This is a genomic window from Plectonema cf. radiosum LEGE 06105 (genome assembly GCF_015207665.1).
Lineage (GTDB): Bacteria > Cyanobacteriota > Cyanobacteriia > Cyanobacteriales > Nostocaceae > Rivularia > Rivularia radiosa_A.
This window is the reverse complement of the sequence record NZ_JADEWL010000090.1, coordinates 16,892-28,842: the sequence shown is the minus strand read 5'-3', so window position 1 is coordinate 28,842 and position 11,951 is coordinate 16,892. Positions and strand designations below refer to the sequence as shown.

Here is an 11,951-nt window from a genome sequence, read left to right as displayed (position 1 = left end):
ATCTCCCCCTTTCCCCATCCCTCTTACTGAGGTGGTACACTTACTGGCGCAGCATTAGGAATATCTAACTCAATATTTGCTCCTCGATCGAGTACCTCAATATCCCACTGACCGCGAATGGTTGTTTCAAATACAACATATCTACCATCCGGACTAACACTGGGGTTTCTTATTGAGCCGTTGTAATTTCGTGTAAGGATTTGTGACTGCTCTACAGCGCGATCGTAAAGTGCTACAACTGGTTTACCACGGTCGCTAGTACTGTAAATTATATAACGTCCGCTGTAACTGAGGCTGGGACTTTCGGCAATTGTATTAGGTCGATTCAAACGTGGTGTCGGAATCAACTGTTGCTGTTCTAAGTCGTACAATAATAATTGCTGAGTATTACTACGATTTGATATATAGGCTAAAAAACGACCGTTTCCGCTTAAAGCGGGTTGTTCTTCGTTAGAGCGGGTATTGAGTGAGTTAGAACCAATAGGAATATCGTTATAACTACAAGATACAAGCAAAATACCCAGACTCAGACAAAGACTCCAATGAAATCCTAATGACCGCCAAAATCTGGGGATAAATTTTTTCACCTCAATCTTTTTTTACTGTCTATAATTCATTACTACAATTTTACTTGTCTATATCTCCCAGATTTATGGGATTATCTTTCTCGTCTTCTAAACGAACAATTGGGTTGTAATCTTCATAATCGGTGGGTATGACTTCATCAATGCCACGTTCTCTCCTCGGTTCTAAATCTCTGCTAGGACGACGTTTTTTTGAAGTTCTAGGTTGAATATCTTCTTCAGTCCTTCGAGAGCTTGGAGGTTTACTGTTGCTGCGACGAGATGTTCTTCTTTCTTCGGGCATGGAATTATCCCAGTCATCAATTGGTCGAGGTTCCGAACCCCAATCGCTTTCTTCAAGTCTGGGATTACTGCGACTTGTGGTGCGCTTAATACTGGAACTCGTATTACTATTATTGCGACGACGCGGTGGTCTGTCGTCTTCGATTCTTTCTATATCATTACGACGTTCCGGACGACGGGGAGCTTGGTCTTCATAATAATCGTTACGAGATGAAACAGTGTCCCGACTTCCCCTAATCCGAGGACGTTGCGTAGGACGCTCTTCTTCGTAATACGGATCGTAAGGTAAAGGATCTCTGTCGTAATCTTCTACCTCAGCACCATATTTACCGCGATCGTCATAATCATAACGGTCACTAACATCGCGATCGCGGTCTACAATTGGAGTGCTGCGTTTGGCTTGCTGAGTCGCAATTCCGCGCAAACGAATGCTTTCAAAGGCAAAATATACGGTAGTTCCGACTAAAAGCAGTTGACCAAATTGTAAAATAGGATCTAATCGCCAACCTTGAAAAATAAAAATAAAACCGCACAATAAGCCGACAGCAGCAAAAAATATATCTTGGTCCCGTGAAAGTTCCGGACGTACAGTACGCAGAAAATATAGTCCGGCTCCAGCAATAGCTAGAAAAATTCCTAAAATACTAGCTGGGTTGGTTCCTATATTCACCTGAGCCAGAACACTGGCTGAGTTCAGCCCAAAAGTTAACATTGTTATTTTCCCGATATGATATCTATGTTAGCGACTCACAACTCAAATCTCTACATCAAGTAAACACAAATATATAACAAAGACGCGAATTGTCTGACTCCAAAGCGGAGTTATTCAATATCGCGCCTTCGCATTGTTACTTAAAGTTAACAAGACAAGACTTGTCAATTAAGTATAACTTGTCCTTTATGGGAGGAATCGTTAAAAACTTAGCTTAGCCAACAATTAGCTGAGGGTAAGTCTTTTTAAGGTCTGAAAAAAAGTCTTATGAACGTTGGATTTTATCTCTTTGGCTAATAAAAATTAATGCCACTGTTGCGGGAATCACAAAAATTGCCGCACCCCAGGCTAAGCTCCAAAGAAAATTTGCTAAAGAGGGAGTCATAGTTACAACCTTTTTTTTACATTCTTCTTTAATTTTAATACCACGAATTGAATTGCAATAAGTCTTAATCCTAAAATAATAAATCCGGCAACTATAAAACCTATCCTTTGGTAAGTTACCTATAAAATAGTTATAGATGCTTTACAAATCTTAAAAAACTCTGATTGATTTATAAATAGTAAACTCAAGCCATGAATACCGTTGACGTTACCAACTTGATTCTCAGTATTGTATTGGGGCTGATGACCTTCTTATTTATTTTCCGAATTATTTTAACTTGGTATCCCCAAGCAGAACTAAATCGCTTCCCCTTTAATGTCATTGCAAAACCTACCGAACCATTTTTAGTGGTGCTGCGGAAACTAGTACCACCCATTGGTGGTGTAGATATTACACCGATTATTTGGGTAGGAATATTTAGTTTAGCGCGGGAAATCCTCTTAGGTCAGCAAGGACTGCTGACCATGCTTGCTCATACCAGTTAAATGTCTATTAGAAGTTGGGTTTTTGTAAAGATTGTTTGTTCTTAGAGATATTTATCTTAAAAACCCGACTTCTGAATTGTCTACCCAGTTTTTAGAAGTCGGGTTTTTGTAAAGATTGTTTGTTCTTAGAGATATTTATCTTAAAAACCCGACTTCTGATGATTGATGTTTAAGGGTTTGTTTCTTTTATGTCCTGTATAAAACTGGTATAGACATCACCTGATAAAAACTGTGGAATATCCATAACTTTTTGATGAAAGCTGATCGTTGTAGTAACTCCAGTAATTGCACATTCTCTTAAGGCTCGTTTCATGCGATGAATTGCCGTAAGACGGTCGGGAGCCCAGACAATTAACTTAGCAATTAACGAGTCGTAGTAAGGAGGTATGTGATAATCCGTGTAAATATGGGAATCAATGCGAACACCGGGACCTCCGGGGGGAAGATAACCGCTGATGCGTCCGGGACAAGGACGAAAATCGCGATCGGGGTCTTCAGCGTTGATACGACATTCAATGGCGTGACCCCTCAAAACAACTTGGTCTTGAGTAACACTGAGTTTTTCTCCCATTGCAACACGGATTTGTTCGACAACCAAATCAATTCCGGTAATCATTTCCGTGACGGGATGCTCAACCTGAATCCGGGTGTTCATTTCCATAAAGTAGAAATCGCCCCTACTATCGAGCAAAAACTCTACCGTACCCGCACCAGTGTAATTAATGAACTTGGCAGCTTTTACGGCAGCTTCACCCATTTTTTGGCGTAATTCTTGATTGATTGCCGGACTTGGGGCTTCTTCTAAAAGTTTTTGATTGCGTCGCTGAATGGAACAATCCCGCTCACCCAAATGAATTACATTACCGTAATTGTCCGCTAAAATTTGAAATTCAATATGGCGGGGACGTTCGATAAATTTTTCTAGATATACTCCCTTGTTGCCGAATGCTGCTTCCGCTTCTCCTTGTGCGGCTCGAAAAGATTTCGTAAATTCAAGGGGCGATCGCACTAAACGCATACCTCTTCCACCACCACCAGCTGTAGCTTTAATCATCACCGGATAGCCAATTTTCTCGGCGATTTTTAAGCCTTCTTCTTCAGAAGACAGTAAACCATCGCTACCGGGTACCGTGGGAACACCGGCTTTTTGCATGGTTTCTTTTGCAGTCGATTTATCTCCCATTTTGCGAATCGCTTCGGGTGACGCACCAATAAAAGCTATATGATGGTCGGCACAGATTTCAGCAAAACGGGCATTCTCTGCTAAAAAACCATAACCTGGATGAATAGCGCTGGCATTGCGTGTTAATGCCGCTGCAATAATATTAGGAATATTCAAATAACTTTTACTGCTAGCAGCGTCACCGATACAAACTGCTTCATCGGCAAGCTGTACGTGAAGAGAATTACGGTCAATATTTGAGTGTACTGCAACAGTGGCAATTCCCATTTCTTCGCAAGCACGGAGAACGCGAAGAGCTATTTCCCCTCGATTGGCAATTAATATTTTCTCAAAATTCATCTTTGTATTTTCTATATCATTTCTGTAGATTGACATTTTCTCACGCCAAATCCGGAACAATACTTTCGCTTTGTTTCAAATTTTGACAAGAAATTCGACGCTTTGCTTGCAAAACCCTCGGCTATAATGAACTACCCATAAGGCATTTTAAATAGATTGTTTGCCTAATTTAATACAACCATTATTAAGAAATAAATCAGCAGGTTAAGAATTATACCCATTCCGACCTTGAATGAGAAACATTCAACGAGCAGAACAGCGAACAAACCCTTTTATGCAGCCGTCATCTCGTTCTTAAATATGACAATAGTTCTATTTCATTTCTGTCAGCCAGTTATCCCAATCTGGCAAAAGCAATGCATCTCAATGATTATTTTTGGAATGGGTAATATCTTCTCACTATATTTCTTTTGTTATGCTATAATCCTTTTCTAGACAAACAATGATGCGGATGTGGCGGAATTGGTATACGCGCACGCTTGAGGGGCGTGTGGGCAATGCTCTTGCGAGTTCGAGTCTCGCCATCCGCATTTTAATAGATATAGATTAAGCATTTAATAGGCATTAGGCATTGCAAACTGCAAATTGCCCAAAATTTTGTGCTTTGATATAAATAAGTAAAGTATTGTTAAGAGCAGAGCATTGACTGCAACTTTTAAAGCAACGGATAGTTTAGGATTGCCGCAAAAATGGCATAGATTAGATGCTATTTGGCAAGGTGGAGAAGAGCAAATTCAGCAAGGTTTGCCTCATACTCAGTTAACACCGGCTTGGCAGTTATTGCTGTTGGGTGACGGTTCTCCCACGCGACACCTGAAGTTGCTTACAGGGGAGCCGACGGAAGTAGATGTGATTGATATGTCATTAATTGGGATGGATGCCGATGATGCACCGGATTTGATTAAGCGGGTGCCGGGACCTCGATTGCGACGACAGGTTTGGTTGCGTACCGCTTCTGGGCAAATTTTGGCTTATGCAGCTTCCTGGTGGGAAGCGTCTCATGTGGATGAATATTTGCAAAATCGTTCTTTACCGATTTGGGCGAGTTTAGCGCGTCTTCGCACTGAATTGTATCGAGATGTTCAAGGAATTTACTACGGTCATTCCCCAGGTTTGGAATTGGGATTTAATCAAAAAGGTCCTTTTTGGGGACGGCATTATTTATTTTGGCATCACGGACAGCCTTTAACCTTGATTTATGAGGTTTTTTCGCCTTATTTAACTAAATATCTGGGGTCAACTAAACTGTAATTAAATGTAATTATATTTATAACAGGGCTTACGCAATTGTCACAATATCCGGTTGGTGCGTGACACTAAAAACCTTATTACTACATTCAAACTTCATCAAAGTGTCACAGCACCCTACAAGAAAAATGTGCTGGCTGCGTAAGTCCTATATAAATCAGTAGAACTTAGTCCTGATGAGAAGTATTTTTTTAAGAATGCTTTTCAATAAAGCTGGTGCTTGGTTGTAATAGTAGTGCTAAACTTGCTGCGGAGACAGATTTATTAATCAACTTACAATGAGTAAGATAAATCAAAAAAATGGTACTCTAAGCTACATTATTGATAGCTAAATACAGAGAAAACCGATTAACTGCCAATGATGGCTTGATTGCAAAACTACTATTGAGTCAGTAAGATTAACTTGTTTTGGTAATGAATAACTCTAGATATATAGAGTAATTTTGGTTAGGTTAACCAATAAAGTAATTGAAAAGTTCCGTTTTATGAGGTATTGGTTTCAATGACACTGCCTGTCGTGTCTATTTCTAGTAAGAAAAAAAAGAAACCGTCTTTAGTCTTGACCCTTTCTGGGGCGGGTTTATTAATTGGTAGTGGAATCGCGGCTTACTGGCTTTTGACTCAGGGGAAAACCTTGTCCAGAGATTTGCCTGTAGGTGCCAATATTATTCCTCAAGATGCTTTATTTACGGTTTCTTTAAGTACGGATACTAATCAGTGGGACAAACTGCGTTCTTTGGGAACCAAAGAAAGCCAAGTTGTGCTAGATAAAAGTTTAGTTCAGTGGCGCGATCGCTTTTTGGCAAAAGAAGGATTTGATTTTCAAAAAGATGTCAGTCCTTGGGTTGGAGACCAGATAACTGTGGCAATTCTGGCTCCCGAAGACCCGAAAACTACATCTGAAACAGTACCTAATGATCAAAAATTAGCTACCGTCGAACAGTCGATGGTGATGGTTTTGCCAATTAAAGACCAAAACAAAGCTCAAACAGCCTTTGCACAACCAAAAGCTTTGAAAGGGAATTGGGTCGATCGCCAATATGAAGGGATTACCATTAAAGAAGCACAAGCAACTTCAGGGGAAAAGTTATCTACAGCGGTAATAGAAGAAAAATATTTAATTATTGCTGATAATCCTAAAGCTACAGAAAGAACAATTAAAGCTTATAAAAGCAAAGCAACACTAGCGAATGGTGTCGGTTTTGCCAAGCACATACCTCAAATCGCGACTTATCAACCCTTGGCTCAGTTTTATGTTAATGTTCCCTCTGCGGCTCAAATCGCCGGGGCAACTTCTGCTAAAGCTCGCTTACCCGCGCAAGTTTTAGCACAACTTAGAAATAATCAAGGATTGGCTGGAACTCTCAGTTTGGAATCTGAAGGACTGCGATTTAAAGCAGTATCTTGGTTAAAACCCAACAGTCAACGAGTGCTAGCGGTAGAAAATAAAGCGACTACGATGACAAATCGTCTACCGGAATCCACTTTAATGATGTTTTCTGGTGGCAACCTACGCAGATTATGGGCTGATTATGTTTCAACTTCTCAAAAAAATCCTCTTTCACCAATTCAGCCAGAAAATTTAAGAAAGGGATTCAAAGACTTAAGTGGACTTGATTTAGACGGTGATTTACTCAGTTGGATGGGAGGTGAATTTGCCTTCTCGATTATTCCTGATGCTCCAAGAAAAGATGTTCCTCAAGATGTTCGTGTCGCTTTAGTATTCATGGTACAGGTTAGCGATCGTCAAAAAGCGGAAACATCTTTAAAACAGTTAGATGAGGCAATGAGAACTCAGTATCAGTTTAAAATCAAAGAAGAGAATGTAGGTAAACTACCTGTTGTACGATGGATTGGTCCATCAGGAACTTTAACTGCTACTCACGGCTGGTTAGAGAAAGATGTGGCATTTTTAACTTTGGGAACTCCTGTGACAGATAAAATTCTTCCTAAACCAAAGAATATTTTAGGTAACGCCGATTCTTTTCAAAAAGCGTTACCGAAAGAACTTAGTCCTGTCAATAATCAGTTTTTCTTGGACATGGAAGGTGCCGCAAAAAGTTTTTCTTTACCGGCTTTATTTCCCCAACAACAAAGTTTCCTCAACGCAATTAATTCAATTGGTGTAACAAGTGCGGTAAGCGATAGTCGTACTACTCGCTATGATGTTTTACTCAAATTTAAGAAAGGTGAGAAACCTCTTCCACTTCCAAGTTCTCAGGAAAGTGAGTAGGTTAGCAACAGACAAATAAATTAGGAGCAGTTTTGAGAAGTCGGGTTTTTATGATGATTGTACTAAAAACCCGACTTGTGATGATTGTAAAGATAAGCTAGAAGAGGTAGAAATTTAAAGTGATATCATGTCCGGTTAAACACTTATAATAAAGTTGGTTCGGGAACAGTCAACAATTACCCATTACCAATTACCCATTACCAGTCAACAGCGAATAATAACTAATCATCCGGACATAATATGATTAGTGCCTCTTCTCAATAAAGCTTTAAAAGAAAGTAAAATCAAAAAATTATAGAAATTATCTTCTGAGAACACTTTTATGGATTTAGTTGTACTCCAAAACTGGCTTGATAACGCTTCCTTCCTAATCTTGTTTGTCACAATGTTGATTTATTGGGTAGGAGCAGCTTTCCCTAATTTACCAATATTGGGTGGTTTGGGAACTGCTGGAATGGCGATCGCTAATTTGTGTATGGCAACTTTACTTGGTGCAAGGTGGTTGGAGGGTGGATATTTCCCTTTAAGTAATTTATATGAATCTTTGTTTTTCTTGGCTTGGGGAATCACCACGGTTCATTTAATTGCTGAATACAGTAGTCACAGTCGTTTGGTGGGAGTTGCAACTTCACCTGTGGCAATGGGTATTACCGCTTTTGCAGCCCTGACACTTCCTTCGGATATGCAAGTTTCCGAACCATTAGTACCCGCACTCAAATCCAACTGGTTGATGATGCACGTCAGTGTGATGATGTTGAGTTATTCGGCTTTGATGGTGGGTTCTTTAATCGCTGTAGCATTTCTGATTGTGACAAAAGGTCAACCAGTCCAGCTACAAGGTAGTTCTGTTGGTAATGGTGGTTATCGTACCAACGGTTATCGCTTGCATAAAGCCGGTGAATTAGTTACCGAACCCCAAGCATTTGCTTTTGAAAACAACGGTTTTGCTCCCGTTCAGACCAATGGTAATGGCAAAACGGCTACAGCAGTTGCACAGCGGATAGAAACTTCGCAATCGAGTGAAAGTTCCGGAGAACCGCTTTCTCCTCAAAGATTAAGTCTTGCGGAAACTTTAGATAACATCAGCTATCGGATTATTGGGTTGGGTTTTCCCCTCTTGACAATTGGCATCATTGCGGGTGCTGTTTGGGCTAATGAAGCATGGGGTACTTACTGGAGTTGGGACCCGAAAGAAACCTGGGCATTGATTACCTGGTTGGTGTTTGCTGCTTATCTCCATTCCCGAATTACTCGCGGTTGGCAAGGTCATCGTCCAGCGATTTTAGCTGCTACTGGCTTTGTTGCGGTTTGGGTTTGTTATTTGGGAGTGAATTTGTTGGGTAAAGGTTTGCATTCTTATGGGTGGTTTTTTTAGGTAGGACGTGGAAGCCCATCCCATAAGAATCTGGCGGTTGAAACCGCGTCTACACAGGCGAAACCCGCCTGCGCGGGTTAATAAATAAAATTTAAATGCTCTTTTCCATAGGTTGGGAAGGAGTTTTTTTAGTCTTAATTACCACTAAAAAAAACTTAACTCTGTAGTTCCATATAGTTCATTGAGAGAAAATCGTAGGTTGGGTTGAACGAAGTGAAGCCCAACAAAATCTTAACAATGTTGGGCTTCGTTCCTCAACCCAACCTACTACTTAATCGAGCAATGTTGGGTTACGACACGATAATTATAAATTCGCGTCATAAACGAAATTTGCAAATTGTGTCTAACCCAACCTACAAGCTGATTAATTACATTCAGTAAAAAAAATTTGAATAACTCTTTTCTTTACTATCTTAATAAGGGAAAGAGTTTTTTTATATAATACAAAATGTAAAACCAATCTAAATTAAGACATTGCATCCCAGATTGTTTTAGTGTCCGCAAACATCCTAAACCGACAAACTTTCCCATCACGAAAGTCGTAAACGTGTGCAGTTGCGGCGCTCATAGACTTGTTGGAAATGCGGTTTTTTCCACTATATTTTCCAACCACAATAACTGAGCTATTAGCATCTAAAATTTCTTCAATATGGAAAGCAAAGTCTTTCCAGTTATTATCGTTGGCTTTGAAAACTCCCTCAATAACTTCAGATACACCAAAGCGTGTAGCACCCCCTGGAAATCCTTCATTTTGAATCCATTCTAGGTCTTCTGTTGTAATGCTACGGAATGCATCGTAGTCCTGTTCGCGAAATGCTCGATACAGTTCTTGAATTACTTTAATATTGCCCATTTTAATTACCAGTTAACAACTAAATCCTGAACTTTCATTCTTGCTTCGTTGAGTCCTCGCTGACGTATTTCATCTCCTAAATCCAAGCCATTCGCATGAATAAACTGAATATCTGTTACACCAATAAATTGAAAGGCAAAACGTAGAGCAGGTTCTTGAACATCCCATTCTTCATAAATAGAACCAGCACCATACTCACCACCTCGTGCTGTAATAAACAAAATCTTTTTTCCTTTAACCAATCCTTTGAATTCTCCGTCCATAACAGCAAAGGTACGACCTACCCGAACAATGTAATCAATGTAAGCCTTAAAACCAGAAGGAATGCTGAAGTTGTACATAGGAACACTAAAAATACAACGTTCGGCTGCTAAAAATTCATCGACTAGCTCATCAGAAAATCGAAGAACATCTATCATTTCGGGGGTTTTTGCTTCTAATGGACTATAATCGGCCGCAATCCATTCTTCTGTAACGTGAGGAATTGGTGATTCTCTAAGGTCGCGGTAAGTAATAGTATCTTCAGAATGCAGAGCTTTCCACTTTGTGATGAATTCTCTTGCTAGTTGTCGAGACTTGGAACGTTCGCCACGAGGACTCGAATCAATATGTAAAATATTTGTCATTTGGCTGGATAGTTCAAAAAATTTACCTATTAATCTAGACAGTAAAACTATTACTTACTAAAGTAAAGTAGCTACCAAATAGTAACTAAGTATCTTGAAAAAACTAAAAGTACATACAGCACAGCCAAGCTGCAACCCATTAGCTAAACTGTTTGAACAGCTGTCAGGACAATGGACGCTCTATATTTTGTGTGTTTTGGATACAGACGGTTCGCTGCGCTTTGGTGAACTGAGATCCAAAGTTGAGGGAATTTCAACTAAGGTTTTGACAGAACGATTGAGGATGTTAGAAGCAGCAGGAATTATTCATCGCTACCATGAGCCGACAATTCCTCCTAAAGTTACCTATAGTTTGACCAATCATGGAAAAGAACTATCTGAATCCATGGAGCATTTGTGTGAACTTGCTTCGCGGTGGTATGGTGATGAAAAGGAAATGGCTGATTAGTATTTACTGGATTCTAATACATAAAGACAGAACTAAAGTTTTACCTCTAACCTTTAAACTTTAACCTCAAAAAATCATTTCCTTCACCATTTGGGCTGTAGCGGGTGCGAGTAAAACCCCGTTACGATAATGAGCGCTAGCAATTATTACGTTGTCATATCCCGGTAGTTTTTCGATTACTGGTGCGGGACGATTTTCTGGACGAGGGCGTAACCCTGACCAAGTACGGATGATACTGGCATTTGCTAACTCCGGACAAGTTGCGATCGCGCTATGCAATGTCTGTTCTAAAAGTAGTTTGTCGGCGGCAATTTCACCGTTATCTTGAGGAAATTCTACTGTGGCACCGACCCAATAATCTGTAGCACTAGATACTCCAGCATTACAAGGAACGACGTAAACATCATTACAGGTTATGGCTGGTTGAAATTGGGAATTTGCTAAAGGATAACCCAAGTGTAAGTGAATTGCTTGTCCTAATACTGGACGAATATCAACTGTTTGATCTAATTGTGCTGTGAGGGCAGATGAACCGAGTCCCGCAGCGATAATAAATTTGTCTGCTGTAATTACACCATCTGTTGTTTCAAGTTGATTCGGTGACGACTTCATCCCCAAAGCACTGACACCAAATTTGAAGTTGACACCATTGCGTGTTGCTGCTTCTACTAAAGCTAATGTTAATGCTGTTGGATCGAGTTGTCGGTCTTGGGGAGAATGAATTGCTCCGATATAATTTTGTGAAATCACATCTATCTGAGGAAATATTTTTTCAATTTGAGCAACATCTAAAATGTCTAATTGCCAACCTTGATTGTGACGAGTTTCTTTGAGTTGATTCCATCCGGCTAAATCATCAGTTGTGACTTGAGGAGATGGTAGCAACATCAAAATTCCTTGACGATTAAAAGGGATTCGTTGCTTTGTAATAGCTTCTAATTCTGGAATCAAAGTTTCATAACGCTGGATGCTTGTTTGTCGCATCCGCCAAGCTTTACCTTTTAATTTGTGACTGATAATGCCCATCATCACGCCTAGGGCTGCACCTGTAGCAGCTTGAGCTGGAGGTTGTTTATCGACAACTGTAATTTTTAAACCTTCAATTAAACTCAGTTCGTAAGCTAATGTTGCTCCAATAATACCGCAACCGATAATAACTAGATGAGTCATGGATTTTTAAGGGTAAAAATAAATATAG

12 protein-coding genes and 1 tRNA gene are annotated in these 11,951 nt (G+C 39.9%); 6 read left to right on the top strand and 7 right to left on the bottom strand.

The annotated features are described in order from the left end of the window. Positions 1 to 23: 23 nt before the first annotated feature. From IQ247_RS21750 to psbX, 3 genes are all read right to left on the bottom strand, one after another. Positions 24 to 587 carry a TolB family protein gene (locus IQ247_RS21750; protein ID WP_193923245.1) on the bottom strand — a complete coding sequence of 188 codons (564 nt, stop codon included), beginning with the start codon at positions 585 to 587 and terminating at the stop codon, positions 24 to 26. Positions 588 to 627: 40 nt separating this feature from the next. Next, positions 628 to 1,578 (bottom strand): Ycf66 family protein, encoded by a 951-nt coding sequence (locus IQ247_RS21745; RefSeq protein WP_193923244.1) that lies wholly within the window; start codon positions 1,576 to 1,578, stop codon positions 628 to 630. 265 nt (positions 1,579 to 1,843) lie between these two features. After that, complete coding sequence (gene psbX / locus IQ247_RS21740) at positions 1,844 to 1,963, bottom strand: photosystem II reaction center X protein (RefSeq protein WP_193923243.1); 120 nt, start codon at positions 1,961 to 1,963, stop codon at positions 1,844 to 1,846. Between the two features lie 191 nt (positions 1,964 to 2,154). Here psbX and IQ247_RS21735 point away from each other — a divergent pair, with 191 nt between their 5' ends. Further along, positions 2,155 to 2,448, top strand: a complete 294-nt coding sequence (locus IQ247_RS21735; protein WP_193923242.1) for a YggT family protein — start codon at positions 2,155 to 2,157, stop codon at positions 2,446 to 2,448. A 169-nt stretch (positions 2,449 to 2,617) separates the two neighbouring features. Here IQ247_RS21735 and accC read toward each other — a convergent pair whose 3' ends face one another. Then, complete coding sequence (gene accC, locus IQ247_RS21730; RefSeq protein WP_193923246.1) at positions 2,618 to 3,970, bottom strand: acetyl-CoA carboxylase biotin carboxylase subunit; 1,353 nt, start codon at positions 3,968 to 3,970, stop codon at positions 2,618 to 2,620. Between the two features lie 447 nt (positions 3,971 to 4,417). Between accC and IQ247_RS21725 the strand changes: the two genes are divergently transcribed. The 4 genes from IQ247_RS21725 (at position 4,418) to ccsB (ending at position 8,826) form a co-directional block, all read left to right on the top strand. After that, positions 4,418 to 4,500, top strand: a tRNA-Leu gene (locus IQ247_RS21725). A gap of 112 nt (positions 4,501 to 4,612) precedes the next feature. After that, positions 4,613 to 5,221 carry a chorismate lyase gene (locus tag IQ247_RS21720; protein ID WP_193923241.1) on the top strand — a complete coding sequence of 203 codons (609 nt, stop codon included), beginning with the start codon at positions 4,613 to 4,615 and terminating at the stop codon, positions 5,219 to 5,221. Between the two features lie 499 nt (positions 5,222 to 5,720). After that, a complete protein-coding gene (locus tag IQ247_RS21715; RefSeq protein ID WP_193923240.1) occupies positions 5,721 to 7,451 on the top strand; it encodes a DUF3352 domain-containing protein in 1,731 nt (576 codons plus the stop codon). Between the two features lie 322 nt (positions 7,452 to 7,773). Then, the gene (gene ccsB, locus IQ247_RS21710; RefSeq protein WP_193923238.1) at positions 7,774 to 8,826 is read left to right on the top strand and encodes a c-type cytochrome biogenesis protein CcsB; all 1,053 of its coding nucleotides are present in this window, start codon (positions 7,774 to 7,776) and stop codon (positions 8,824 to 8,826) included. A 466-nt stretch (positions 8,827 to 9,292) separates the two neighbouring features. On the opposite strand, the gene IQ247_RS21705 is transcribed toward ccsB, so the two are convergent. Continuing rightward, positions 9,293 to 9,679 (bottom strand): nuclear transport factor 2 family protein, encoded by a 387-nt coding sequence (locus IQ247_RS21705; protein WP_193923237.1) that lies wholly within the window; start codon positions 9,677 to 9,679, stop codon positions 9,293 to 9,295. A gap of 5 nt (positions 9,680 to 9,684) precedes the next feature. Further along, a complete protein-coding gene (locus tag IQ247_RS21700; protein WP_193923236.1) occupies positions 9,685 to 10,305 on the bottom strand; it encodes an FMN-dependent NADH-azoreductase in 621 nt (206 codons plus the stop codon). A gap of 94 nt (positions 10,306 to 10,399) precedes the next feature. On the opposite strand from IQ247_RS21700, the gene IQ247_RS21695 reads away from it, so the two are divergent. After that, positions 10,400 to 10,753 (top strand): winged helix-turn-helix transcriptional regulator, encoded by a 354-nt coding sequence (locus IQ247_RS21695; RefSeq protein ID WP_193923235.1) that lies wholly within the window; start codon positions 10,400 to 10,402, stop codon positions 10,751 to 10,753. A 66-nt stretch (positions 10,754 to 10,819) separates the two neighbouring features. Here the strand turns inward: IQ247_RS21695 and IQ247_RS21690 are convergent, their stop codons facing one another. Beyond that, entirely contained in the window at positions 10,820 to 11,923 is a 1,104-nt protein-coding gene (locus IQ247_RS21690) for an NAD(P)/FAD-dependent oxidoreductase (protein ID WP_193923234.1), read from the bottom strand. Positions 11,924 to 11,951 lie beyond the last annotated feature (28 nt).